This is a genomic window from Novosphingobium naphthalenivorans NBRC 102051 (genome assembly GCF_001590985.1).
GTDB classification, from domain to species: Bacteria; Pseudomonadota; Alphaproteobacteria; order Sphingomonadales; family Sphingomonadaceae; genus Novosphingobium; species Novosphingobium naphthalenivorans.
On record NZ_BCTX01000062.1, the window covers coordinates 1 to 24295 of the forward strand.

Annotated in this window: 24 protein-coding genes; 3 read left to right on the forward strand and 21 right to left on the reverse strand. The window is 63.8% G+C overall.

Going from position 1 to position 24295, the window contains the following annotated elements; translation table 11 throughout:
• Positions 1 to 428: 428 nt before the first annotated feature.
• Positions 429 to 725: a ferredoxin reductase domain-containing protein gene (locus tag NN5_RS17920; protein ID WP_067736455.1), complete on the reverse strand. Its 297-nt coding sequence runs from the start codon at positions 723 to 725 to the stop codon at positions 429 to 431.
• Between the two features lie 88 nt (positions 726 to 813).
• Between NN5_RS17920 and NN5_RS17925 the strand changes: the two genes are divergently transcribed.
• Both NN5_RS17925 and NN5_RS25960 read left to right on the forward strand, forming a co-directional pair.
• Positions 814 to 1014, forward strand: coding sequence for a hypothetical protein (locus tag NN5_RS17925; protein ID WP_157081203.1), 201 nt, complete (start codon positions 814 to 816; stop codon positions 1012 to 1014).
• A 167-nt stretch (positions 1015 to 1181) separates the two neighbouring features.
• Positions 1182 to 1685, forward strand: coding sequence for a hypothetical protein (locus tag NN5_RS25960; RefSeq protein ID WP_157081204.1), 504 nt, complete (start codon positions 1182 to 1184; stop codon positions 1683 to 1685).
• A 7-nt stretch (positions 1686 to 1692) separates the two neighbouring features.
• On the opposite strand, the gene NN5_RS17935 is transcribed toward NN5_RS25960, so the two are convergent.
• The 20 genes from NN5_RS17935 to NN5_RS18030 form a co-directional block, all read right to left on the reverse strand.
• Positions 1693 to 5445 carry a conjugal transfer protein TraG N-terminal domain-containing protein gene (locus tag NN5_RS17935; protein ID WP_067736466.1) on the reverse strand — a complete coding sequence of 1251 codons (3753 nt, stop codon included), beginning with the start codon at positions 5443 to 5445 and terminating at the stop codon, positions 1693 to 1695.
• An 8-nt stretch (positions 5446 to 5453) separates the two neighbouring features.
• A complete protein-coding gene (locus tag NN5_RS17940; RefSeq protein WP_067736469.1) occupies positions 5454 to 6875 on the reverse strand; it encodes a conjugal transfer protein TraH in 1422 nt (473 codons plus the stop codon).
• 60 nt (positions 6876 to 6935) lie between these two features.
• Entirely contained in the window at positions 6936 to 7526 is a 591-nt protein-coding gene (locus tag NN5_RS17945; protein ID WP_067736472.1) for a hypothetical protein, read from the reverse strand.
• Entirely contained in the window at positions 7523 to 8440 is a 918-nt protein-coding gene (locus NN5_RS17950; RefSeq protein ID WP_373280347.1) for a conjugal transfer protein TraF, read from the reverse strand. The genes NN5_RS17945 and NN5_RS17950 overlap by 4 nt, the downstream gene beginning before the upstream one ends.
• Positions 8437 to 9033, reverse strand: coding sequence for a S26 family signal peptidase (locus NN5_RS17955; protein ID WP_067736475.1), 597 nt, complete (start codon positions 9031 to 9033; stop codon positions 8437 to 8439). Before NN5_RS17955 ends, NN5_RS17950 begins: the two co-directional genes overlap by 4 nt.
• Positions 9005 to 9760 carry a type-F conjugative transfer system pilin assembly protein TrbC gene (locus NN5_RS17960; RefSeq protein WP_306305115.1) on the reverse strand — a complete coding sequence of 252 codons (756 nt, stop codon included), beginning with the start codon at positions 9758 to 9760 and terminating at the stop codon, positions 9005 to 9007. Before NN5_RS17960 ends, NN5_RS17955 begins: the two co-directional genes overlap by 29 nt.
• 220 nt (positions 9761 to 9980) lie before the next feature.
• Positions 9981 to 11057, reverse strand: a complete 1077-nt coding sequence (gene traN, locus NN5_RS17965; RefSeq protein ID WP_084385027.1) for a conjugal transfer protein TraN — start codon at positions 11055 to 11057, stop codon at positions 9981 to 9983.
• Positions 11054 to 12982 (reverse strand): hypothetical protein, encoded by a 1929-nt coding sequence (locus NN5_RS17970; protein WP_067736482.1) that lies wholly within the window; start codon positions 12980 to 12982, stop codon positions 11054 to 11056. Before NN5_RS17970 ends, traN begins: the two co-directional genes overlap by 4 nt.
• Before the next feature lie 283 nt (positions 12983 to 13265).
• Positions 13266 to 14288, reverse strand: coding sequence for a TraU family protein (locus NN5_RS17975; protein WP_067736485.1), 1023 nt, complete (start codon positions 14286 to 14288; stop codon positions 13266 to 13268).
• Between the two features lie 305 nt (positions 14289 to 14593).
• Complete coding sequence (locus tag NN5_RS17980; RefSeq protein ID WP_067736487.1) at positions 14594 to 15247, reverse strand: conjugal transfer protein TraW; 654 nt, start codon at positions 15245 to 15247, stop codon at positions 14594 to 14596.
• Between the two features lie 2 nt (positions 15248 to 15249).
• Positions 15250 to 15576: a hypothetical protein gene (locus NN5_RS17985; protein WP_067736540.1), complete on the reverse strand. Its 327-nt coding sequence runs from the start codon at positions 15574 to 15576 to the stop codon at positions 15250 to 15252.
• Entirely contained in the window at positions 15576 to 18116 is a 2541-nt protein-coding gene (locus NN5_RS17990; RefSeq protein ID WP_067736490.1) for a TraC family protein, read from the reverse strand. Before NN5_RS17990 ends, NN5_RS17985 begins: the two co-directional genes overlap by 1 nt.
• Positions 18113 to 18751 (reverse strand): TraV family lipoprotein, encoded by a 639-nt coding sequence (locus NN5_RS17995; protein ID WP_067736494.1) that lies wholly within the window; start codon positions 18749 to 18751, stop codon positions 18113 to 18115. Before NN5_RS17995 ends, NN5_RS17990 begins: the two co-directional genes overlap by 4 nt.
• Positions 18752 to 18801: 50 nt before the next feature.
• Positions 18802 to 20067, reverse strand: a complete 1266-nt coding sequence (locus NN5_RS18000; RefSeq protein WP_067736542.1) for a TraB/VirB10 family protein — start codon at positions 20065 to 20067, stop codon at positions 18802 to 18804.
• Between the two features lie 26 nt (positions 20068 to 20093).
• Positions 20094 to 20777: a type-F conjugative transfer system secretin TraK gene (locus tag NN5_RS18005; RefSeq protein ID WP_245656601.1), complete on the reverse strand. Its 684-nt coding sequence runs from the start codon at positions 20775 to 20777 to the stop codon at positions 20094 to 20096.
• A gap of 100 nt (positions 20778 to 20877) precedes the next feature.
• Entirely contained in the window at positions 20878 to 21516 is a 639-nt protein-coding gene (locus tag NN5_RS18010) for a TraE/TraK family type IV conjugative transfer system protein (RefSeq protein ID WP_067736500.1), read from the reverse strand.
• 8 nt (positions 21517 to 21524) lie between these two features.
• Positions 21525 to 21791, reverse strand: coding sequence for a type IV conjugative transfer system protein TraL (locus NN5_RS18015; RefSeq protein ID WP_067736503.1), 267 nt, complete (start codon positions 21789 to 21791; stop codon positions 21525 to 21527).
• A gap of 136 nt (positions 21792 to 21927) precedes the next feature.
• Positions 21928 to 22254, reverse strand: a complete 327-nt coding sequence (locus NN5_RS18020) for a hypothetical protein (protein ID WP_067736545.1) — start codon at positions 22252 to 22254, stop codon at positions 21928 to 21930.
• Positions 22255 to 22438: 184 nt separating this feature from the next.
• Positions 22439 to 23209, reverse strand: a complete 771-nt coding sequence (locus NN5_RS18025; RefSeq protein WP_067736547.1) for a DsbC family protein — start codon at positions 23207 to 23209, stop codon at positions 22439 to 22441.
• On the reverse strand, positions 23157 to 23546 hold the full coding sequence (locus NN5_RS18030) for a hypothetical protein (protein WP_067736506.1): 390 nt from the start codon (positions 23544 to 23546) through the stop codon (positions 23157 to 23159). The genes NN5_RS18025 and NN5_RS18030 overlap by 53 nt, the downstream gene beginning before the upstream one ends.
• 308 nt (positions 23547 to 23854) lie before the next feature.
• Between NN5_RS18030 and NN5_RS18035 the strand changes: the two genes are divergently transcribed.
• On the forward strand, positions 23855 to 24262 hold the full coding sequence (locus NN5_RS18035) for a hypothetical protein (RefSeq protein ID WP_157081205.1): 408 nt from the start codon (positions 23855 to 23857) through the stop codon (positions 24260 to 24262).
• Positions 24263 to 24295: the final 33 nt, after the last annotated feature.

The window sequence follows — 24295 nt, forward strand, 5'->3', positions numbered from 1 at the left end:
TTCTGGCCGTTCTTGACCTGGAGTCCGGGGACGAGCGTACCCATGTCCTGTTCGCTGGTGATGTTGCGGTCCTGCAGCGCCTCGGCGCCGAATGCCACGACGGACACCGGGACGCGCGACAGCTTTTCTTCCTTGCGCTGGGCAGTCACAATGATGTCCTGAGTGCTATCGGTCGATTCCGCCGAATTAGTCTCCTGCGCCCAAGTCGCTGTCGGCGAAGAGGCGATCGCTATGACAGCGCAGCTGCCAAGCAATGCCTCGTGGGCGATCCATCTCTTTAGCCTCATAAGACTCCCTTTCCCTAGATTTATGGCGTTGTGCCTGAGTGTGCCGTCTAGCTGCTTCGCTGGAGAAAAACAAGTGTTTGTTTTAAGCTCCGGCGGGATGCCTGCGGTGCCAGATCTAAGGGCCGTCACGCGTTCCGAAATTCAGTAGGTTTCGAAGGGCAGGCGGCCCTCGGTCCGCATCGCCTCCAAGAGTGCATCCTGCGCATAGCGTTTCGGCTTGTAGGGTTCACGGGACAGTGCGGTCGACAGCATGATCTTTCCATCTATCGCGAGTTGTTCGAATTCCGCGAGATAAGGTAGTTCGCGGCGTGTTCGGCCGCGATAGAATTGCCGCGTTCTGCCCTTCGAAGTTCCGTGAACCACAAGCTGGTTGATCATGCCGTGCATGTGGGCGATTCCGGTCCCTGTGTATATCATCAGGAACTGAGCTTCGGGCATCAGGAATGTGGCGCCAAACGGTCTGGTGCGGCTCACGCGGTCGACCGGAAGGCGGCCTGACCGTTACGACGCCGACGGCATAGGCGTCTTGAAACTTGCCTATCTGGACCCGGGCGAGATCGACTTCATGTGTGTCCAGAGTATCGTGTGCGAACCGGCACGTTCCTCTGACGTGCGCGGCCAGATGATTGCACTCGAGACACCTGCGGAAACAGTCGCCAAAAAAGTCTACTTTCGCAGACGCAATTTTCAGTTGGTTGAGCGCGCAATTGCAGAACTTAGCGGTTGAGCCGGACTGGATTAGGAACGATTTGCCATCGAGATCCGTCCAATCGGCCTACCCACTAGGGCTCTACCTGACTGAAATGCTCTTTTCGAGCCGCTCAAAGCTGATTGGCGGAATATCAGGAGGGAAGGGAGGGCGCCGCGAAATGCCATTGCGCAGGAGGCGCGGTCATGTGGCAGGAATTGCAGGCTCAACATTTCGACATCCGGTTTTCCCTGCGGCCGATTGATGGTAGGATCGCAAAAGGAAAGGATCCCCCTGTGGAACCCGCGAACGATCCAAGTAACGGCACGGAAAATCACGCGACTGATGGCACTTCCAAGCCAAAAGCATCCGCTTGGCTATGGCGGCCATGGCAGGCCAAAATGTGGTGGGCAGGCATCGCCGTCTACTGGGCGGGTAAATGGGCGTCGTTCTATGTGCCATCGCTAGAAAGCTTCTACACCAGCGCGCTCGCCGGTTACCTTAATCTGCTGTTCTTTCCGATGACGGCACTGCTCATTCTCGGGATCGGATTTGCGCAGGCCTGGTTCGCCGCAAGCGACTGGGAATTCGTTGAGCCGACGCACGAACAGATGTTTCCCGAGCTCTCGGTCGGGGGATACAGTGATCCGGCGTCCGACCCACTCGATCCTCGCTCAGGTCTGCACTGGCAGCATTTTCACCGCAATTAATGCGCTTTCACTTGTCCCGGCGTTCCTTGAAACTTGGGTCTCCGTCGAACGGCCCCTTGTCCAGATCGGTGGAAAAGCGACCGGTGCGCAGGACGGAGGACTGTTCCAATGAAGTCATTGGGCCGGTTATATCCGCCGTCCCGCGACCGGAATCGGCCTGTTCAAGGTAACGATTGCGCAAGCCGCGATCTCCGAGAATTCGCTGACTCAATTCCCTGGAGAAGTCGCTGGCAGGATTGTGAGATTTAGACGCAGCGCGCTCTGCGCCTGCAATGGCTGCGCGGACATCGTAGTTCACGATGTCCATCCTTGCGCTAGCGGATTCCGTTGAAATACCGCGATCCGAACTCTTGAAGCCAAGGCTTGCGTTCGCGCCTCCCGCGACTGAGCTACCGGACGCCTTTCCTCCTTTGCCGGCTGTTCCGCCGCCTCGACTGACAGATGCTGAAACCGAAGCACCTAGGTCAGTTCCCATGGAAATTTGATCCTGCGCAGAGCGATCGATGCTCCGGGTCCATCCCGTCTGCGCCATGATTGCCTGAACATCGCGCTGCAGCGTATCGGCCACCTGCGGCTTCAACCGCCAGTTCCCATGCCGATCCATCTCGAACCCGCCACGCAGCCAATTGGCCATGGCCTCGTGGCCCTGCTTCCCGCCGCCGAGGAAATGCTCGATCGTATCGGGCCCGGCCTGTTTGCCAGCCTCGAAGCGCGTGCTGGTATCGCTGCGGGCCGACTGGCTGAAGCCGGTGCTACTGGAAACCAGAACATCGTCGTGCGCGAAGGAGAAACGGGCCGTACCCCCATTGGCAATCGCGCCAAGTTGGCTCTCGTTGATCAGTCCGCCGCGCCACATGGCCGCAGCCGTCCGGGGCGTGAGATTGACACTGAAATCCCCGTTCTGATCCATCGCGATCTGCCGTTTGGTCAGCTTGATGCCGTGATCGCTAAGCAGTTTCTGCATGCGGGTAAGCCGTTCGTTGTCGACAATTCGGGTGAGGCGCTCGTTGCGCGCCCGGTCGGCGATACCTTCAGCGCCGCCCTCTGCCATGTCGACCTGATTGCCCGAGGTCTGCCGCAGCGCCTGGATGAAGCTGTCGAGCCGGGCTGCTTGCCGTACCGAGGTTCCAGCTGCAGCTGCTCCCTCGGCGTAGCCAAAATTCTCAGCCTGCCGCCTCTGCTCACCGATGCGCGAAGCACTGCGGGTTCCATCGGGCCCTACCTCCCGCTGGGCATCGAGCTTGCCGGACCGTTCGGCAAAGTCGTAACCTGCTGCTTCGCGGGTGCGGCCGTAAACGCTGGTCCCCTCCCGTGCCGCCTCGGCGCTCGCCCCGTCGGCCGTGCCGACCGATACAGCAGCATTGTAGGTTTCGAGCGCGCGTAGGACCTGAGCCTCATTACGGCCCGTAGCGCGGGAGAGTTGGGTGATGGCAGAGGAGCGCGCCTCGCCCGAGAGAGCATTGATGAACGCGATGCGGCGGCTGGTTTCATCGAGAGGAAGGCCAAGCATGGAAGCTGCCGTGCGATGCCCTTCGTTGGTCCCTGTTCTCCAGGCCTGTTCGGCGGAGACATTGCCGCGCTCCACTTCGGCCACGCGATCCCCGGCGTAATCGCGCCGGCCCTGCATGGCGCCCGCCTGCACCTGCGCGCCGGTCAGGTCGTTCTGCAGCATCTGCTCCTGCTCGTAGGCATTGGCGATGAGCTTGGCGAAGGTGGGATCGGCCCCGGCCTCGCCAATGACGCCCGACGCTTTCAGTTCCGCGTCCGCCCGCGAATAGCCGCCGCGCTCAAAATGCCGGGCAGCACCCTGGAACATCATCGCATAGGCACGCTCGTCACCGAAGGCCTTCCACTGCACCATGTTCTGCGCGAAGGCGGCGAAGGCCTTCTCGCCGGACTGGCCCGCGCCAAAATAGCCGGTTCCCAAGCTGCGCAGGGTATCCTTTTCTGCAAAGTTATGGATCGCCGCGGTCGTCGCATTGGCACGCACCGCGCGCGCGACCGCCGGGTCTGCGAGACTTCGGCTGCCAAGGGCTGGGGCGATCCCGCCAAGTTCGCGAGATGCATCAATCGCGCCCATCCCGAAGGCGGGGACACCGGGCGCGCCGCTGCCGGTTTCGGCAAGGACCGTGTCCGCCGCGCCAAAGGAGCGGTTAGCTCCAAAAGTTGAGCGCTCGCCAAAATCACCAAAGCTCGAGGTCGCGTTGCGCCGTGCCATCGTCCCGCCTGCGGAGGCCTGAGCCTCGAGTGCCGAGGCATAGCCCTCGCGCGTCGCCATCGGGGCTGCTGCTGCGGAACCCAACCCCTGGGTCTGGAGCGCGCCGCCGGTGAAGCTGGAAAACACGTTTCCGGAGAAACGGAACACGGTGAAGACGAAGGCGCCAGCAAGGCCCGCGGCTGCGGTACGAAAGGTTCCGAAGATGGCGAGAGCCTTCATGGCAGCCGAGGGCGCCAGCATCCAGGCATTGGCGGCAACGGCATTGCTGCGCATCTGTGCGAGGACTTCCATCGCCCGGCCCAGCGTTAGCTGGTAGATGCCGGCATCGATCACACCCCACAGCGCGACGAATACGAAGAGCCCGACCGCAAAGCTCGCCACGCGCAAGTTGATCGGAGTGAGCACGAAGAGCAGGGCGATCGGCACCATGAAGAGCATGATGGCAAAGACAGTGGCCCTGATAGTCGGCATCCACTCGTTGGCAACCGACATGGTCGCAAGGCCATTCGAGACGATCGCCCGGTTGGCCATGACCCGTGCTGCTGCCGCGGGACTGTCCTCGAAGAGCACATCGCCCACTGCATTGCCGAGCAGCAAATCGCTCATGAAGCTCTGGAGGACAAGCGGCGTTCCCATCATCATTTGCCCCATATCGCCAATCCGCGAGCGGCAGCGGGCAAGCTGGGCGGCATCGGCTACATCATAGCCGGTGCGCTCGCAGACCTGCCGGGTATAGTCCTCGAACAGGGTAGGGTCGGACAACCGCGTGTGGATATGGTCCCAGGCTTCGGTGCAACTGACCGTGGTGCCGCCCTTGTCGGCGGCAGTGTAAACCGTGCTGAACGTCGATGGGCCGGCCATGGCCGCAAAGGTGGCAGGAAGGTCGGTTGCCGTGCGAAACAACTGGTCATCGTCGACAGGGTAGGAGGCGGAGACTCGTGCTACCGGATAACACTGGCGCAGATAGTCCTTGATCGTTGCATCGAGGAAGCTGTCGGTCATCGGGCCATTGGGCGAAACGGCGTTGAGGAAGAGATCGAAGCTATGTCCGCCCGCCCCGAACTCGAGCTTGGCATTGGGATCAAGCGTGTTGTCGTCGATGGTCTCGGCGAGCGAGCGCTCCATCAGGTTGGTGACGCCCGCCACCAGGACCAGGAGATTGGGCACATCGCCCACGGGCTGATAGGCGTTGCGCACCTTGTCGTAGACATGGACCGTTCCGGTCGAGGCAATCAGCCCCACGAAGAGACCCACGCCCACCAGGATCTGGAAGCCGAAAGCAACAAGGCCCATTCCTTGCCCACGCACGCTGGCTATCACGGCGCCGAGCGCAATGCCGACCACCGCAATGATCACGACCAGCGTTTTGTAACGCGGGTCGGCAAAGATCATCGAGACAAGCCGGAAGGCATCGACCGTTTCGGCAAAGCCATCATAAGTGTAGAAGCTCGTATCGACCGCCAGGGCCGGTGTTGCGATCAGGCTCAAAGCCAGGGCAGTGAGAAGGCCGGAGACGGTGCGGGCAAGGGAATGCTGGGTCATGGCTCGCCTCACCGGCCCGGGGCCGCAGCAGCGCCCGCGGCATCGCGCGCATCGCGGTCGCGCTGGCGGATGAGCCCGGCGTAGTTGGCAGAGAGGTTGGCGGCATTAAGCGCTGCCATGTAGCTCTGGCGCATCTGCGCGCGCTGGCGCAGCACTTCCTCGCGAAGACCGCGAAGCTGCTCGATGCCCTTGGTGAGAATGCGGGTCTGGCACAAGTTGGTGTTGGCGGCATCGGCCACGCCTGCCGCATTGGCTCCGCGCTCGGCGTTCGAGACGGCAAAGTCGATGCTGCGCGTGAGGTCGTTGAGCATCTGGTAGGCGAGGGTGAGGGCAACCAGTTCGTCGGTATCGGCGATCACGGAGTCCGGAACACCCTGGCGCACACCCCATTCGAGCAAGCGGTAGACGGGCAGGGTACGGATATTGGCGACGAACTGGCGCTCGTCAGCCGTGAGCGCAGCTCGCGATCTGATCTTGCCGGCGATTGCTTCCATGCGCTCGCGCGCCAGTTCGAGAGCGCCCTTGCCGGTTCCTGCCGAGCAGTCGGCAGCGGTCGCCGGAATGTTGAGCGCACGTCGCTGGACCTTTCCGGTCAGGAAATCCTCGACGCTTTCGGTGTCCTGGTGGGGGCAGGCCGGGATCGCAGAGAAGAGCGGAACCTTGTCCGCCGCATCCCAGCGCATGTAGACGTCGCCCACCCGCGCACGCATGACGCTGGCCCAGTCGCCTGCGCCGACGCGGGTCGCGGCATGGGAGAGCAGCGATCCGGTCCGGAAGATTTCGGTGACTTCGGCCGGACAATTGGCGAGCGCGTCCTTGAGGTCCTCGGTCGGGTTGTTGGCATTGGCCTCGATCTTCTCGCGGCTCTGCTGGTAGCTCTTGGCAAAGCCTTCCTTGACCGATTTGTAGCCGGTCATCTCCTCGATGATGCCCGACATATTGTCGTCGCCTTTGGCGATCTGGACCATACGATTGGCGAGCCGGCAGTCGTTCACCTGGATTGAGTTCAGGAAGTTGGTTGCAGCTTCCATCTTGGAGATGATGTTGCCCATCTTCTCGTCCAGGGTTTCGAGGAGGTACTGGAAGGCGACGGCGGGGGCTGCCTGGAGGATGCTTTCCAGTTTCTGGACGAGGTAGTCGGGATCGAGGAAGGACATGCCGCCCAGGAACATGTCGATGCCGCCGCAGCCCGCCTTGATCTTGGGCAGGGTGATACTGGTGAGATAGTCGTTGTGGACATCGACCCGGCCCGACATCCCACCCGCCGTCACATAGCCGCGTGTCTGGTCCTCGAAGCTGCCGGGGCTCGTATAAGTGACATTGTCGAACCAGGTCTCTGCCCAGCTCTGGGCATGGGCTGGCGCGCTTGCCGCGCACGAGGCGAGCAACGCGGCTGCGGCAATGTTCAGGCGGGAGAAGCACTTGGCCATGGCGGGCGTCTTTCTGTTCGTGCCGATAGGGGAAGGGACCTGCCCGCCATGAACGGTCCCTCAGCGATGGAATTGGGATGTCGGGCTTGCGCCCACGATCCCGGTGAACTTGGACAGCGCGCGTACACCGACCTGAGCGCGCACGCCGGTCAGCATGCGTGCAGCCAGCCAGGCGTTGCGCGCAAGGTTGGCTGCATGATCAGTGCCGATCGCGATGGGGACCATGCGGGACGGATCGTCGACGGGCCGGACCCAGGCGACGGGATGGCCGACCCAGGGCAGGCCAAGCCGCCCCGAGCGCAGCAGGGCATCCTCACGCGATAGCGTGCGTATCTGCCAGCCATAGTGGTGTCGCAGCGTGCCCAGCCTGTCCCACAGATCGGCGCACGGCACGCATCCTTGCGCTGTGCTCATTTCGATCACGAAGGCTGGCGCATAGGCACGCAGCGATCCGGCAAAGTCGGGCGGAAAATCGCGGGTGACAGGCACGCGCGCAAGCCAGGCTTGCATCTGCACTGTACTGGCGACCGGATGAATCGCAGCAGCCCGGGCATCCTCGCGGGTCGCAGGCCGTGCCCAGGTGGCAGGGCCAATCACGGCGAGACAGGTGGCGGCCATGACCGGGAGCAGGAGGCGCGCTTCCTTCTTCATTCGCCGAGTCCTTCATGCGCAGCAACATCGCCCATTCCCGGGTCCCGGGACAGTGCACGCGGATCGCTTGCCGCGATGGGGCCCGCGGAAAGGGCATCGAAGAAACCGCCTTCCTCGCCCGCGCCCGTCATGAACTGTTCGGGGCGGATGTCGCCAGTGAGCAGTTTGACCGCCTGGTAGGCCATCTGGGCGAGGTTGGGATAAGCCTCGATCCCGGCGGCAATGACCATGCGCTGCTGGCTACCGCGCCGAATGATCATGGTGGTGGGTGTCACTTCGACCCCGAACCGGGCGCCCAGGTCCGGGCGGCGGTCGAGGTCCATCAGTGTGACTTGCCAGCCCATTTCGTCCTGGAAGCGCTGGACGATGGGCCATTGCACACGGCAGTAACCGCAGGTCGTGCGCGAGAACATCACGAGCGCGAATTCACTGGCATGCGCGCGCAAGTAGCGCTGGCGGACCTCGTCCTTGTGTGCGGTAAGCTCGGCCCTTGCATCGCCTACCATCGGGTTGGCGGACTTCGCATTCAGTGTGGGGTTCTGTAGCATGGCGATCTGGGTGAGCCCGGCGAAGGCGCGCGCCTTGCGGCGGGCGAAGTCCTCGAGGCGCCAGAAATCGGCGACCGCATCGACCGTGAGTACGGTCGCGGCATAGTCGCGCTGGTCCTCGATGAGCTTGCGAATGCGGGGCGGTGTCCAGCTCGCCAGTTCGGCCATGGGGGGAATGACGGGCTTGGCCAGCGGATCGGGTTCTTCTGTCCTGTCCGTTGCGGGCACGGGGGGCGGCGCATACCACCAGTAGCCCTGCTTGACCTCGCGGGTCCCGAGCCCTTGCTGCGCAAGGGCGGGAAGCGGCAGGCTCAGTGCCAAGACCGTCGCCAGCAGAGGCGGGAAAGGCCGCGCGCGCGTCTTCACAGCACCTTCCTCATGCGGGTGAGGCGGCTGATGGCTACGGGGCCGTAATAGCGGCTGTCGAAGCCATCGGGATGGGGCGAACCAACGTAGATCATGCCTTCGGGAATAAGCGGTTCCGCAGGAATCCAGTGGGTGAGGGCTTGCCCATTGCGGCCGAGAGGCTTGGAAATGCCGAGCAGCTTTCCGTTGCAGTAGTACCAGCCATCGCGCGTTCCAGGGTGCATCGAGGGCCTCTCGACCATGGTGATCCTCTCGCCCGGCAGACACAGCGCTTCCTTGGTCACGCTGACAGGTTCCGGTCCTGCGAGCGGATGCGAGAGGGTGAACATGACGAAGTCTCCCTTGCGTATGGGGCCGGGATCGGCGCGCACCGCGATGGCGGGGATCGAGGGGCTCATGACCCAGGTGACCTGCGGGATGGCCCACCAGGCGAGGAATCCTGCCGGAAGGACGATTGCGTAGGCCTTCCAGAGCCGGGCCGGGCGCACCGGTTCACCGAGCCCCGCGCTACCCAGCGCCACGGCGGCGCGCAGCGGCAGATCCCGCAATGCAGGCCAGGCGCCTCTAGCGGTTTTCCAGGCGAGCCGCAGCATCGCGCACCTCCATATTGCCGCCGAGGCGGGCGTATTCGCCGAGCATTCCGGAAAGAGCCGCATCGCCGTAGATGACATGCGGGCTCACCGGCGCATTGTCGTCGCGCTCGCAATAGGGCTGGGCCGGATTTCCGGGGATCATCGCCAATGCAGGTACGCGCGTTACATCATGCTGGCGGAACACCATCGGATCGACGATGATCTGGACATCGCGCATCGCGCAGGCCGGGCCTTCGCAGCCCGGATCGACGCGCAGGATTTGCGCCGAGAGTTTCGCCATCGGGCCGACATGCGTCAGCCCGCCCGGCATCCCCCGAAACGCCATGATCCCGCCTGCTTTCTCAAGCTGGCTTGCGTAAGTGCGCAATACCGCAATCGGCATGGACGACGACACGAACAGCACCGGCACCCAGCTATTGCCTGAGGATGCTTGCACAGCATCCGCTACAGCCACGACATCGCGAGCATCGAGCCCCAGCGCCTGCGCCATGCGCTTGGCCATGGCCTCGCGCTCTGTCGTCACACCCTCGCGCGCCTTCTCGAGCCCCTGACGTGCCCGCGCCTCCAGTTCCGGTGAAGGTGTCCGCGCCCGCAGACCATCGAAAGCACGGCGGCGCTGTTCGTCGGGTAGATTGGGAAGCGCGGTTGGTCCCGATACGGTATCCGCCTTCCGCCGGCTCACGGCTTCCTTCAGACGCTCCATGGCCGCCGCACCCTGCTGCGCCACCGGATTTCTATCTTCGGGTGGCGTAGTGGTCGGCGCGTCCTGTGCCGTAGCTGGGTGAACCAACGTCAACGCCAACATCACTGAGCCTAAAGCAACGCGGATTTGGCTCAGGCCGGAGCGAGAATGGGTAGGTTCGAGAACCGGCGCGGAGCGTACTTTCGGTACGTGAGCACCGGAAGCGCAGAACATGCCCGTTCGCAGCCCGGCATCAGCCAAATCCTTACAGGGCGAAGTAGGCATTGATCCTCTCCTCCATATCGATTTGTATCTCGCTCTGGGTGCGCGCCTCGATGTCCGAGTAGTATTCGGAGAGGTCCATCTTCGAGAAATCGAGGGCCTGGAACTCTTCAGGGGTGAAGCCGCGGCAGTAGGGATTTTTGGGCGTGCCCCAGCCAATCGTGTTGAAGGCGATAAGCTGGGGGCGGCCCTGTTCCTGGATGATGCGCCCGAGACGGGTATTGAAGCAGCAATGCCCTTTGGCCTTCTGGACGCAGATGCCCAGGATCTTGGACGAACAGTAGGTCCCGACTTCGTGGCACATGTCCGAGCCGCGCAGCAGTCCCGTTTCCATGTCTTCCTGGTCGCAGCCCGAGAGCAGGACCTCGATCATGAAATTCACCGCAAGGCTGATCGCGATCGAGGTCGGATCGATCCCGACGATGAGCGCGTTCGCGCCTGCGCTGGCGGCTTCGCCTGCCGTGGCGCCGGCCTGGAAGGCGGTATAGGCGGCCTTCATGCCGGTGAAGACGCCCTTGGCGACCGCGATCTTGGTGCCAATCGAGGAGATGGATGAGCCCATGCCGTCCTTGATGATCTTGCCCTTGTCCTTGCAGCAATTCTGGAAAGTGTCGGAAAGACCTGGTGGACGGCAGCGCATGGCGCGCCCGGAAAAGATCTCGATTTGCGCAAGGCAATTGCCGTCCGCATCGACTTCGCCGTCGGCAGGCACGCCGGGATCTTTCATGGCTGGTTCCTCGATAATCGGCGTGGCGCCGGTATCGAGACAGCTGTGCGGCGAGCAGGCGGGGGCGCCTCCCACGGCAGGTGTCTCGCAGGGGAACTGGTCTCCGAGCGGGCAGGTGTAGGCACCGGCCGCATCCGCTACGCACTGCACTTCGTCGATTGGGCAGAGCCAGCTGCCGCTCACGGTCGCAAGGCAGCTCGCGGTCTCGCCGGGATCGGCGGCATCGCCGTTACCATTGAGATCCGCGGCGCAGATCGCATCGGCATGGCCAGGTGTTGCGAACGCGAGGCTCGCGCTTGCCAAGAGGGCAAGGAGGAGAGGGGAGCTTCTCATTGCCCGGCGCTCGTGCAGACCATGTCCGCGCCTGCGAGCCGCACGGTCTGCATCATGACCACCGCCTCGGGAAAATCGTCGAGGCAGCCGCAGGCGCTTACAATCTCTTCACCGGGGCCGGTCGGGCAGACATTGGCACTGTCGCAGACGTGATAAAAGGTGTCGTACCCTGCAGGATCGTTCTGTTTGGTGCCGACGACGCCGTCAGGCGCGGCATCGGTATTGGCGCGCGGCGCGCGCGTCTTGCAGATCATTTCGCAGGCTGGGACCGAACCCCGGTCCGGCAGAGCGAAGGGCTGCGTTGAAGTCGTGACGGTGCCATCGGTCGCGGTCTGGCGATCGGCCAGCAGGGTCTCGGTCGAATGATCGATGATATAGGCGCCGCGGCTGAGATCGGGCTCGGGCAATGCCGCGCTATCGACGATGCAGCGGTATTGCCGCTCACGCGTGAAGAAGTCGCGGGCGAACTGGAACGTACAGGCTCCGGTTCCGAAAAGGCGGGTCTGGGGCAGGGGACGAAGGCCGGTGCCTACGCCGTTCACGACCGTGTCCACCCCATCGGCGCTCTCGCTGTAGAGGCGGCAATTGCCGTCAGCGGCATTAGCGGCGCAAAGGTCGATCAGTCTCTCGCTGACTTCGCATCCTGTCTGTGCCTCGACTTCGACATCGATGTAGCCCCAACGCCCGCCGCCGCCTGCGCGAACCCGCGCGGCAACGCTGGTCGTACCCGCCTTGAGTTGCGGCGTGATGTCGATGCTCGTCCGGTTGTACCAGGCGCTGCCGCTGATCCGGCAGTCGCCCGAAGGCAGGCCGTCGGTAAGCCAGGGACGCTTGCCGGCCGAGCCTACGATCACGCCATTGACGCGGCCCTGGACCCAATCTTCGGCGCCCATTTCGACGATCCGCGCCGAGATCAGCCGATCGGGCTCATGGACGTCGAACGTGGCGGCATAGAAGGGAGGATTGGCTCCGCAGGCGCCGTCGCCGCCGATCCGGTAGCGGCGGCAGTTCGTGCCGCAGCTCGTCACTGACTGGACCGCGCCGGAAACGCCAAGAATATCATCGAAATCCCAGGACCGGATGGTGATGTCCCGGCTGATCGAGCAGGACCGCGTCACTTCTGCCTTGCCGGAACCGGCCGCCGAGCCTTGCAGGGCCTGGAACACCGAGTTCGTGGAGCTGAGCGCGAAGGCATCGCCACCAATGGCCGCGGGATTATCCCGGTAGGCGGTCTCCTCGGTGGTATCGCCACCCGTGCAGCTGGTCGTCAGCGCCCCGACATAATCGATGACGGGGCCGTTGATCCGCGCTTTGGCCACCCCAATTGCCGGGAAGGCTGTCGTGAGCGCGCCCGCCATGCCGCCGCCCAGGTCCTTGAGCACGGTGGCCAGATTGCCGAAGACGAGATTGCTGCCGCAGCTGTTGTTGACGCAGTAACATCCGGCAAGCTCGGGCATCTGGACCTCGGTGAGCTTCAGATCCTTTGCGGCATCCACGTCCCAGCGGAACGGCCGGCAATTTGCCCAGGTGCCGGGATCGCAGGAGAGCAGGCCATTGGCGCAAATGCCCGAGACCGGAACGGGCAAGTTCGACGTCGTATCGAAGGCGCCGTCCATGTCCTTGTCACGCGAGACGCGGACGAGGCCGATGTCGCCGGTTGCTGAAGGCTGGATCAGGACTTCGAGCAGTTTCGCGCTTTTCTGGCAGGCAATCGTGGGCGTGAAGGTCTTGCTTCCATCAATCGTCGTCACGGCCTCTCCGCTCATGGCAGGCGTCACGTAGGTCTTGAGGAGCACATCGCTGCTTCCGGTCTTCGCGCGCGATGCGCCGGCCGCGGTTCTGGCGCGCTCCTCGACGCTCTGTGCCTGGAGGCTGGCGGGGAGCAGCAGGATCGTGCTGGCGGCAAGGCGGGACCAGCCTCTCATTGCCCGTGCCCGCTGAAGACAAACCTGCCGCTGCCCGAATTGTGAGAAGCAAGGTTGGCCGGCACGGCCGAGGCGGAGCCCGGGACGGTTGAGAGGAGGAACGTCCGGGAAATCCGCCATCGGCCGTGCCGGCCGGGGGTGGAGCGGCCCTGCCGGGGGGCAGGCAAGGCCGCTCCTGTTCCGCGCGCGTCCCGGCAGCCTTCGTGGCTGTGGCGGGCAGACCATTGCGGGACCGGGCCGCGTGCGGAATGAGGTTTGAGGATGGTGCGTGCCGGGTGATCGCTCATGGCGTGCTCACTCCGGCGCAGCAGATGACTTGCTCGAAGAGCATGAACTGGGCGTTGTCCTGCCCCGGGGCATGCTTGGCCGATGACCACAGCGCGCCAGGCCGCCCGACATTGACGCAACTACCGCCCTTGACCGGCTCCATCAGCTGGTACTTGTAGCGGCTCTTGGTCCAGATGGGCTGGGGGATGAACGAGCAGCCGTCGGCCGAAGAAATGGTAAGCGCGCCAAGCCGCCCCATCATGAACGTGCCGCGCGCTGCCAATCCCGCCCAGGCCTCGACACTGTCATCGAAATGAATGTCGCCCGCGATCGGGTAGGTCGCACCCCACGAACCCATGCACCAGAACAGGGGATCGATGACCTTGCCCGCGGCAGCCGCGGCGCTGTCGGCCATGCAGGCAAGGCCCGCGGCGGGATTTCCGAAGAGGATGCCCTCGGGCTGGATGATCGCGCCAAGCGTTCCCGATTGCCAGGTCGGCAGCACCTCGGTGATCATCGCCACGTCGAAGCCGTCGTCCTCGAGGCAGGGCAGGTCGGTGAACATGTCGAGCATCTTCCAGACCGGCGCAATGTAGTAGTGCATCTGCGCAAACATCTTGCGCGTGTTCGTCCCATCCGAAATCGAGCTCTGGCTGCCCTGAAGGCGGCCATGGGTGGGCATGAGATCGGCGCCCAGCGCCATCATGCAGCCTGGCTCGGTCACCACATCGATCATGCGGTTCGGTGACCAGAAGCTCACCTTGACGCCGAACCAGAAGGTGGTGCCCTTGCGGCAGGCGCACAGCGGCTTCGAAGAAGACTGCGCGTCGAGCTGCCGCGAGAGCTTGTCGGTGCTGCCCACACGTACGCCGCCGATCGTGATCGGGAAGATGCAGTTCCAGCGCACCTTGGTGATCGGATTGAACACGGTGCCTGCCGGGCAGGACGAGGCTTGGGCAGGGGTGGGAGACAGGAGCTGCAGAACGAGAGCAGCACTAATGCAGATCACGCTTGATCGGACGTTGAACCGGGTGACCATATTCTTGTCACTTCGGGCACCATCACCTGGACAAATTAATGACCGAGAGTAGGTGGGAACACGACCAGCATTTGGAGTTGAAACCTCATGACGTCGATTGAGGACAATGAGGCCAAGAGTGTCGAGTACAGCAGCGAGCGCACTATTTTGCAGACTGTTGACCACGATGTGATTTTCGCGGCCTTGGACAATCCGCCGCCACCGACGTGCGAACTGCGACGGATATCGAGGCGCTACCATGAACGATACTCGTCGTAGTTGCGTCGCATATTGAATATAGCCTGGAATTTTCTCGCTAAGGCTCGTCATGGCCGCCTCCTGCGATCGAGCCGGACTTCGGTAAGTTCGAGCTTCCTGCCTTGCTGGCGCACCACGACGGGCGCGACGGTGAGGCCGAGGCGCTGCTTCACACGCTCTTCGAGAAGGAAGATCGGCCGGCCCCACCGCTCCGAGAGCGTAATCGCATCCTCATCCTGCGCGTCGCCGGCCGCCAGCAGGATAAAGTCCGTCAATCCCGCTGTCTTGAGCGCCCAATCGAGGTCGCGCGGCCGCACCACCACGAGACGCTGGGGGAGCGTCACATAGTCGAGCGGATTGAACGTGTAGCCCCTGGGGTAGAGGACCTCGCCGCCCGGAAGCCGGATCTCGGTATCGAGCGTGTAGAAGGGGACCACGCTGCGGGTGCGGCTGACCTTGGCGGGCGCTAGCACCGCCGCCTTCATTGCCGACCAGGTGGAACGCGGGCCAAATTGTGCTCGCATGTCGGCAGGCAGCCTGGCGGTGCGCGCCTCGATCTCTGAAAGGGCATCGGGTTCGGCGATGGGCCAGGTGCGCCCGATCGTCGACGTCGCGGCATCGGCATTGGCTCCAACCAGCGCCGATGCCAGCACCAGTGTGGCGACGGTTGTAGCCTGGAACAGGGCCACCGCGCGGGCGTGATCATGTCTGGTCGGGTGCATGTTCACCGGCGCCTCCAGCGGCGCAGCCGATCGAGGACATTGCAGGTGACGCCTGACAGCACGATGAGAAGCATGCCGCTGGTAAAGCAGGCGATCCCGACAAGGAACGCGCCGCGCATGACCAGGGGCGTGGGCTGGCCGAGCGTGAAGCCTGCTGCCAGCACCAGGGCCGCCATCATCAGGCTTTCGACGAAGATCAGCCGGAAGCGCCAGCGAATGGCTTGCGCCTCGGCGCGGATGGCAACGCGCGCCTCGATGATCCGCTCTATCTCTGCGTCCTTGCTCCAGTCGAGCGTCATCTGATCGGGATGGGCGCGGCGCGTGCGCATCATGCAGCCTCCTCGTCGCTGGCGCCGAGGATCAGTGGCGGCCGTGTACCCAGGATCCCGGCTGGATCGACACCGGCGAGCTCGCAGACTGCTTCGAGCGGCGAGCGGCCGTGCCGGATCAGCGCCTCGAAGGCGGCGACTTCGGTCGGCGCCGAGGTGTTGATCCAGTAGCTGAAGGGGTCGACGACAAGTCGGGCGATGCCCAGACCAAGCGGGGAGTCGATGAAGACTTCGGAATAGTTGGGCTTGTTGTTGCGGACCGACTTCAGGAGGTCGAGCACGAAGGGCGAGTAATCGAGGATCTTGTTCTCGACCGCCTTTTCGTAAGTCGAGCCCTGGAGCAGGAAGCGGGTCGCGGCGTTTTCAAGGATGACCTGACCGGTGCCGCCGAAGAGCAGCAGGTCGTTCATCGACTGCATGACGATGCCGAAGCTGCCCTGGTATTTGCGGGCGCGGCGGTAGCCTTGGCCGAAGGCTTCAGCGAGGCGCGAGAGGTCCTGGCCGTCGCTGCGGGTCATGAACTGCGCGGCCTCGTCGCATAGCACGAAACGCGGCCGGTCGCGGCCCGAGAGGTAGAGTTCCTGGGTGACCGCGTTCACCACCACCATGACGACGACGTTGAACAAGTCGGGCATGTTCTTGAGGCGCTCGAGTTCGAGCACCACGAACTCGTCGCTGGAGATGTCGAAAGTCGATGGCCCGTTGAAGTAATGGCCGTAGGCGCCGTCCGAACCGAAGTCGCGCAAGTTGAACGCAAGCTCGCGCGCGACGGGGAGGAGATGCTCGACCTTGTCGAGATCGGTCCGGGTCTGGGCCGGATAACTTCCCAGCCATTCCCGCACGGCATCGATGCCCCGCTCGGCCCGGCCGGAGTCGATCGTCCACTGGACAGCGGACTTCAGGAGATTCCATTCCGAGGTGGAAACGCCTTTCCGGGTCGCCGCATTGGCCATTTCGGCAACGATGGCGACGGCCATGGCGATCGCCGACTGCTTATCCTCGCCGTCGATCGCAAGGCCAAGATCGAAGGGATTGAGGACGAGGCGTTCTTCGCCCAGATCGATGTAGCGGCCCGAGCACAGGGTGCAGAGCTTGCGGTAGGAACCGCCGATATCGATGATGCGGATGAGGGCGCCGGAGGCGTAGTATTGCTGGCACAGGTTGTTGAGCAGGAAGCTCTTGCCCGCGCCGCTCTCGGCCGAGACGATGAAGTTGTAGTTGTTGATCCTGGGGTCGAAGAGATCGAGCGTGATGAGCTGACCCTTGCGGCCGGTGTAGAGGAGAGCCGGACGCCCGCCCCCGCGAAAGTCGGTCTGGATCGGGCTCATGAGCACGGCGGCCTTGACCGGCATGCGGAAATCGCGCTCGAGCATGCGCAGCGTCTTGCCGTCGGGGTAGAGCCCGAAGGGCAGGCTCATCGGCAGCAGGATCGGATTGAGGTAGCTTTCCTCCTGCATCATGAAAGGCAGGGGTTCGGCTTCCCACAGGCGCCTCGCGCGTGCGGCCATCTCGCGGGCCTGGCCGCGTGTTTCACCGAAGACCCAGACCGAAGGAATGACCCGCACGAAACGGCTACTCCCGGCCTCGTCGAGCACCCAGCTGATTTCCTCGATCTGCTTGCCGACCTCGACCGCGAAGGAGCCTGCGGCCTTTTGCGCGGAGAGGATCTGCGCGCGCTTGTGGATCTCGAACGCGCTGTGATCGAACAGGACATTGAGAGTATAGAGGAAGGGGCCACCGATCTGGTCGCTGTCTTCGGCGGAACCGCGAATGCCGCCGGTCAGCCGGCTTGCGCGTTCGGCGGTGATGCGCCGGGCGGGCGCTTTGGGCGTCAGGCACCGCGCGATCTGGCCGCCGAGGAAGACTTCGGGTCCCTCGAAGAGCAGGTCGGGTCCCGCATCGATGATCTGCTTTCGCAAGGGACGGGGCGCGCCGCCATCGCTCGTGCCATTGACGAAGCTGCCGAGCGCATCCGTGAAGAGCCCGTTGAACACCCGCCGGTAGAAAGCCATCAGGACCTCGGGCGGCATCGGCGCGATCCCTAGCCTTGCCAGTTGCTCCTCGATCTGGCGCCTGGGATCACGGCCCAGTGGCTTCCTCGTCTTGACCGCCAGGAACGTGCGGAAATTCCTCACCGGGATCCCGTGAAGCGCGCCGAGCCCATGGCGTCCTTCGCGCAGGTAATCGTAAGTACGCCGCGCGGAGGCCTGGATCAGCGGATCGTCGCGGGTCTTGAGATCGAGGAAGGCATCAAGCGCATCATCGACCAGCGGATCGGCAAAGCTGATGATCTGCAGCACGGTGCCCGGCTCGAAATGAATGTTGAGGAGGCCCAGCAGTGCCGAATGAACATGGGCGAACATGTAGGCGCTGGGTGTGAGCTCCCAGGCGTAACCCCAGCCATCGTCGATCGTGAGGAACGCGCCTTCCTCTTCGGCCCAGGCGACCAGCGGCAGGTGATCGGAGTAGGAGTCCCGCGAGACCTGTCGGCGCAGCGCCGCGAAGCTGAGATCGCTCAACTTTTCGAAACGCGCGTTCATCGTCCGGACTCCGATGCAGCGGCGGGTTCCGAAATCCCTGTGCTGTCGGGGGCCTGGGTATCAACGGGCGTCTCGCGGATCTGCCCCAGTACCGGCAGCTGTGATGCCGGAGACACGGGCTTCACCAGATATCCGCCCACGACCCAGGAGGGCCGTTCGAGGATCGAATAGACATAGCGCGGCATGAACAGCCGGTCGGGCCGCTGCCGGTCTGCGTAGGGCAGGATCAGCGTGCGCACCGTTTCGCCGGATTTGAGCATCGGCGTCACTGGCGCCTCGATCAGGCCCTGCAATTCGCGATAGACGCTGTCACGGTAGCCCGCGAAGGCGCCCGCCGTGCCGGGCGCACCGCTGCCGGGCTTGCCAATGGACTTGCCGCTGGCGCGCAGCAGCTTCCTGTCGTTGGTCACGGCGGGATCCGAGCGTCCTGCGCGGCCCGCGAGAGCATCCTCATAGGCTGCCTCGGGATGGATGCACTGGCCGTGATCCGGGTTCTTGCAGGAGAACTTTTCCGGGTAGGGTGACATGACCGACCCGAGCGAGGCGCAGCCGGAAAGCGAGCCTGTAAAGGCCATCAGCGCAGGTGCCAGCAGGCATGTGGTCCGCAGCATTGCACAATCAGGGAGCAGGGGCATGGGGGCTTCTCCGGATGATGAGCAGCGGCGTAATGAGGGAAAGCAGGGCATCAGAACTGCGATCCCGCGCCGGGCTTGATCTCGAGGGCGACGCCCTCCTGGATGACGACGACCACATCCTTGGCGGCACCGACCTCGACGATCGGGCCGGCCTGGCGGGCAAGGTCGAGATAGAAGTCGGTGAGTTTGTCCGAGGACTTCGACAGCCCGCCCGCGATGCCGGTCTTTGCGGCATCGGCTGCATCGAGCGAGCGGACCGTGCCGAGCGCGGAGGTCGAGGTCTCGCCGAAGGTGTTCTCTACCGTCTGGCTGATCCCGCTGATGGTTCCGGCCAGGAAGCTTCTTGCCAGTGCCGCCCCGGCGCGCGTCACCACGCGGCCCGAGAGGCCTTTTTTGCCATCGGCATCGACGAAGAAGCCCTTGACGGGTTGGTCGACCACGGAATGTTCGTCAAAGTCGACGCACGAGAGACTGACGAGCTGGACCTCGACGCGCTCCTTGGCGAGGCTGCCGGTCGCATTGCCGATGACGAAGCACCCGGAAAGGTTGGCCTTCACGTCATTGGGCAGCACGGCGGGCGCCTGTACCCGGGCGATGATCGGCTCGGGGTTCGAGGTCGCATCGCGGCTCGCCAGGGCATCAACGCCGGTCAGGAGCCGCGCCTTCATGAAACCAGGCGGTAAATAGATCGTCCGATTCTTTTTTTTCGAGTCCGCGGCCGAGCCCTCGGCGCCCTTGGGGATCACCGGGCTTGTCGCCGAGCCGATCGCGCCGACTACCTTTTCGACAGGCGGAGCGGGCGGGGCAGATGGCGGCAGCGGCGGAGTGACCGTGATGTTGTCGGGAATACCTTCGGGCGGCGGCGGAAAGGCCGGAGCCTCGCCGTCCAATGCACGCGGGAGATCGCCGGTGTCGCTGTCTGCGCCATCAATGTCAGGCGCATTGGTCTGGCCTGGCGCCTTGCCTTCCTCGATCGCGGCAAGCCGGTCGCCCAGCAGCTTCTGGTCATCGAGAACCTTCTTGAAATCGCCGCGCAGTTTCTCCTCGAGACTGTCTCCGCGAAGACCCGCGCCCATGTTCAGCGTCGATGCCGCCGGTTTGGAGGCTTCCGGTTCGTCACTCGCGCTGCTGGCCGAGTAGAGCGCATAGCCGAGCACCCCCACGGCGCCCGCCAGCGCGGCCTGCTTGACGCGCAGGCGTGTTTGCGAGCCGAGCGCGTTCCACCGCGTGCGCAGCACATCGGCAAGCGATGGCGCCAGATCCGGCGGCGGAGGTGTTTCCGGCTTTTCGCCGAGCTTCCTGTTCGATCGGGACATCGCGCCCGGATGGCGATTGCCGTTCGTCATTGCGCCTCTCCCCTGCGGATGACGACAAGACGCCCGGTCTCGCCGGCCTTGAGGGCAAGCCGGTCGAGCGTGACCGCGATGATGTTCGTGCCAAGATTCCGGTCGAGGAAGCTGCGCTCGTCGAGCGTTACGGGAGCATCGGGGCTGACCAGGTATTCCGATGCCGACAACCCCGCGCCTTCGACAGCGACACGCCGTCGCTCGGTCAGTCTCGTACCGGGAAGGCCCGTCAGCGTCAGTGTGCCCGAGGCGGGCGCTACTTCGGCAAAGCTGGCGGGCAACCGGTCCTGGAGCATGGCAAGGGTAATCGAGACCGCGCGCTCTTCCTCGACCAGAGGTCCCAGGAGATCGGCATTGGCTTTCGCGCGCTGGACGCGTCCCGGCGTCAGGGTCACGGTTTGCGCCGGGATATCGGAGGGCTCGGAATAGAGCGTGTAGATCGCCCCGTTGCACGCAACGAAGAATTCCGAAGGGGTGGTCACATAGCTGCGCGTGACCGCGCCGGTGTCGTCCACTTCCTTGACCAGGAACTTGATCCAGGCGTCCGAACCCGCCTTTTCGACTGCGATGGCTTTCTCCGCGGAAAATCGCACATCCTCGATCTCGCCGCCCTCGCAAACCACGTGGTTGATGTCGTGATTGGAGAGGCGGATGGTGCTCGTCTGGCCAGGCAGGACCATGATCGCTTGAGCCTGGACGGGTGCGGCAGGCGCGAGCAGGGTGGCCGCAAGCAGAACTGCGCCGCCGGCGCGCGCGGGCCAGTGCCTGGTGGGCCAGCTCCTAGTGGGTTTCAGCATCGAACTTTTCCTCGGAAAGGCGGGTGAGCCAGAAGCGGCCGTTGTCGATCGCGTAACCGATCCGGAAATTGCCGCGGAACTTGCGGATGACCCCGCCGATGATGCGCACCTTCTCGACCGGCACGACGATCTCGGTCTTGTCCCAGGTGACGGGCTGGTCGGTGCGAATGTAGGTCGCGATCGAGAGCGTCGGATTGTTCGCAAGCTCGTCGATAATGGCATTGAGGCTGTCGCGAAGGCTGTTGTAGGCGCTGGGGTGCGCGAGGCTCAGAAGTTCCTGGAACTGGCGGTCGGCGCTGTAGGCCGAATAGGTCCCGGCCAGGCTAACCACATTGCGGGTCATGGTGCGCAGGTACCCTGGCGAGGGCGTATTGCCGGTGACGTAGAGGTCGCCGCCCGACCCGAAGGGCACGATCACCGTGCGCTGGTTCTGGTTCGTGGTGTAGAGCAACATGCCCAGTACCGCCGTCACCCCCAGTGTTCCGAGAATCGCGAATTTGAGCAGCCGGTTTTCCTCGAAGAGGTTGGCTGAACCCTGCAGGTAGCGGTGGATGCCGAAGCTTGCGGGCTTGCCGGCGAGCGGATCCTGGCCCGCATTCTTGTCCTTGCTGAACAATGCCATCACCGGTCTCACTCGAAGAAACGGGTCTGGGTCGGACCCGGGTAGTGGCGGAAGCGCACGAGGCCCCAGCGCCAGGCCAGATGGGAGAGGAACCCGCGCGGGCGGGCCCGCTTCCAGGGGATGAAAAGGAGAAGGGCGCCGATGAGCGTCCATCCGACGATCCCGCCGACGATGGCGGCGACGAAGATCGTCGACATGACCAGAATGAACTCGTCCGAGCCGAACCATAGAATCTGGACCGGGCCGTGCAGATACTGGGGCAGACGTTCGTCCAATGCCCTTCTCCTCCTGCTTCATGACACCTGTCGCCAGGCGCCATTGTCCAAAGGCCGGGGATCGGCCTTCAGCCTGGGGCGCGGTGCGCGGCCTTTCCCGGCCATGGGGAGAACCAGGAGACCCGCGCACCGCATGTCAGATCACCATTCCAAAGGTCTGGAGGATGGTGTCCGACTTGATCAGGCAGACCGCGGCGACGATGGTCGGGATGCCGACCATGACGTTGGAAAAGAGCCGCGAGACGCCGAAGAGGAAGGCGGCGACACCGCCGACAAAGCCAAGCGGCCCCTTGACCCCCTTGTTCACGACGATGTCGTAGATGTCGTAGCCAAGATCGCCCGCGGCCGGGGCCGTGAAGGCATGGGCGCCGGTGCTCACGAGCACCATGAGGGCCAAAGGGACACCAAGATTGGCGATGAGATTGGGGATGGCGAGGGCATTGCGCCCAAGTTTTGGGATCATCGTTTTTGCTCCTTCAGATGGGAGCCGCCCGGACATGCGCCTTTCGGCATCGATGGAATATCGCTGCCTGCCGGCGCGTGCGGTGGGCGGCTCCTTGAGCGCCGCGCGTGCCGGCATTCCGGTCCGCCGCGCCGCGGCGGCAAGGGCCGGGCAGCTGGCGTCCGCCAGATGGGTGAGGACAAGCTCAGCGCGCGGCATCGGCCCCGCCCTCGACCCTGTCCTTGTTCGCGTTCGGCTTGCCCTCGAGGAAGGCTTCGAGCTCGGCTTGCTGGAAGCCCGGGATGAGCTTGCCGCCTGCGATGAGCGTTGGCGTGCCGCCAATGCCCATGGCCTTGACGAGCCCGGCATCATCGGCGACGCGCGCCTTCCCTTCCGGGCAGGTCAGAAGAGTGCCTGGGGCCGCACCGGCGTAGATCGCATGGAAGGCGGCTGCCTGGTCCTTTGAGCAGAGGATATGCTCGGCCTTGGCTGCGGAACCGGGGTGAATCTGGCTCACGAAATAAATGAGCCGCCGTACAGGTTTGCCTTCGGCCGCCTTGGCTGCCCAGAACCTGTCCAGAGCACGGCAATAAGGGCAATCCGGATCGGTGAACTCGATCACGGTGGGGGCATTGTCCGGCCCGATGGCGAGCGCCTTCTGGGGATCTATGAGATCGAAACGCTTCCTGGCGCTGGCCTGCTGGGCGAGAGCGGTGACGTTAAGGCCGTTCTTGTCATAGACGGTCCCGAACACGATGTGGCCGCTCGCCGGGGCATAGTAGATCACCCGTCCGCCGGCGAAGGCCTGGTAGATCGCACCCTTGATCGGCGCGGGACCGAAGTCTTCGAACGTCAGGTTGGTGAAGGTCTGGTGGAGCTGGCGCTGCGCTGCCTCGGCAGCCTTGCTCAGTACCTGGGCGTCGTTATTGCTCGCCGGCGGTCCGGCTTGCGCCAGTGCGGGGGCTGCCGTGCTCATCAGGCCCAGGATGGCCATCGTGCTGATCGCCGATCGGGCCTGGCAGGCCATCTTGAACGAAAGGGGCATGGAGCGTGCTCCTGAAATGGGAGGAAGAAGGGGGATTGAGAAGCGCCGGATCGAGGCGGATCGTGCGGCCGAGCGGAACCAGCGGGGCAGGCGCATCGGCGCTGCCATCAGTTTCGATCCGCTCGATCGCGAAACCGTCCGATGTGGCGACGATGCGATAGTGCGGAAGAACGGGAGGGGGTGGATCGAGGTGGGCGCTCCCGGCACAACCGGAGAGCGCGAACATGACGAGCGCGGTTGTGTTCTCCAGACGCTTGGAAGTGTACATCTCTCACATGGCCTCCTTTTCCGGTGAGATGCTGAGCAAGCAGCTGATCTCCGGTTCCTGGATCGGGCTCGGGCAGAAAGCTTCGGGCGTTATCGGATGGTGATTGCCGTCACCCCTCGTCGGGATGGCTTGAGGTGAACCGATGACGCGGATCCGGGCAACGGGCAGGGCACTGACGTGCCTGTTTCGGCATCTGCGTGCCGATTGCGGCACTGCCGTGCCGAAAATACCTGTCAAATTGGCAGAAAACTTGGGGCGCGGGCCGTCCTATCAATGACCCACAGTGCGAATCACTCGGAGCAGGTCGCATGGCTGCGCGTTCATCGAGAACCTACAAATTGAGGCTGTCGGACAGGGGGATCGATCTTTTCCTGGATTGTCACAGCCGCCTCGCACATCTCCTTCGCGAGTTCCCGCCCTATGGCGCGACACTCCATGTCGCGGTCATGCTGCTGGATCGCATGCAGCCTTGGGACCTCGCTGGCGAAGTGGCCGACCCGCGATGCGACCGGCTTGCCGGCAATCATGTGCGTTTCGTGGGATCATCTTCGCAACTGGCCGAAATCACCCAAAGGCTGATGGAGCGTATCGACGCATCGGATGAGCCAACCTCGGTCACGGCTATCGGGCGGTTCTATCTTGCCGGGCTATTGGTCTTTGAAAGCAGCGAAGATCACCGCCTTCTCGAGGCCTATCGCAGGACAAGGGACGCGTAGGACATGTAAGTAAGCGCTTCACGTCCACTGGAG

Excerpts from the sequence above, each read along its gene's own strand:
- NN5_RS17920 (WP_067736455.1), bottom strand. The coding sequence starts at position 725 with ATGCCCGAAGCTCAGTTCCTGATGATATACACAGGGACCGGAATCGCC.
- NN5_RS25960 (WP_157081204.1), top strand. The coding sequence starts at position 1,182 with ATGTGGCAGGAATTGCAGGCTCAACATTTCGACATCCGGTTTTCCCTG.
- NN5_RS17935 (WP_067736466.1), bottom strand. The coding sequence starts at position 5,445 with ATGACCCAGCATTCCCTTGCCCGCACCGTCTCCGGCCTTCTCACTGCC.
- NN5_RS17940 (WP_067736469.1), bottom strand. The coding sequence starts at position 6,875 with ATGGCCAAGTGCTTCTCCCGCCTGAACATTGCCGCAGCCGCGTTGCTC.
- NN5_RS17945 (WP_067736472.1), bottom strand. The coding sequence starts at position 7,526 with ATGAAGAAGGAAGCGCGCCTCCTGCTCCCGGTCATGGCCGCCACCTGT.
- NN5_RS17955 (WP_067736475.1), bottom strand. The coding sequence starts at position 9,033 with ATGCTGCGGCTCGCCTGGAAAACCGCTAGAGGCGCCTGGCCTGCATTG.
- traN (WP_084385027.1), bottom strand. The coding sequence starts at position 11,057 with ATGAGAAGCTCCCCTCTCCTCCTTGCCCTCTTGGCAAGCGCGAGCCTC.
- NN5_RS17970 (WP_067736482.1), bottom strand. The coding sequence starts at position 12,982 with ATGAGAGGCTGGTCCCGCCTTGCCGCCAGCACGATCCTGCTGCTCCCC.
- NN5_RS17975 (WP_067736485.1), bottom strand. The coding sequence starts at position 14,288 with ATGGTCACCCGGTTCAACGTCCGATCAAGCGTGATCTGCATTAGTGCT.
- NN5_RS17980 (WP_067736487.1), bottom strand. The coding sequence starts at position 15,247 with ATGCACCCGACCAGACATGATCACGCCCGCGCGGTGGCCCTGTTCCAG.
- NN5_RS17985 (WP_067736540.1), bottom strand. The coding sequence starts at position 15,576 with ATGCGCACGCGCCGCGCCCATCCCGATCAGATGACGCTCGACTGGAGC.
- NN5_RS17990 (WP_067736490.1), bottom strand. The coding sequence starts at position 18,116 with ATGAACGCGCGTTTCGAAAAGTTGAGCGATCTCAGCTTCGCGGCGCTG.
- NN5_RS17995 (WP_067736494.1), bottom strand. The coding sequence starts at position 18,751 with ATGCCCCTGCTCCCTGATTGTGCAATGCTGCGGACCACATGCCTGCTG.
- NN5_RS18000 (WP_067736542.1), bottom strand. The coding sequence starts at position 20,067 with ATGTCCCGATCGAACAGGAAGCTCGGCGAAAAGCCGGAAACACCTCCG.
- NN5_RS18005 (WP_245656601.1), bottom strand. The coding sequence starts at position 20,777 with ATGGTCCTGCCTGGCCAGACGAGCACCATCCGCCTCTCCAATCACGAC.
- NN5_RS18010 (WP_067736500.1), bottom strand. The coding sequence starts at position 21,516 with ATGGCATTGTTCAGCAAGGACAAGAATGCGGGCCAGGATCCGCTCGCC.
- NN5_RS18020 (WP_067736545.1), bottom strand. The coding sequence starts at position 22,254 with ATGATCCCAAAACTTGGGCGCAATGCCCTCGCCATCCCCAATCTCATC.
- NN5_RS18025 (WP_067736547.1), bottom strand. The coding sequence starts at position 23,209 with ATGAGCACGGCAGCCCCCGCACTGGCGCAAGCCGGACCGCCGGCGAGC.
- NN5_RS18030 (WP_067736506.1), bottom strand. The coding sequence starts at position 23,546 with ATGTACACTTCCAAGCGTCTGGAGAACACAACCGCGCTCGTCATGTTC.
- NN5_RS18035 (WP_157081205.1), top strand. The coding sequence starts at position 23,855 with ATGGCTGCGCGTTCATCGAGAACCTACAAATTGAGGCTGTCGGACAGG.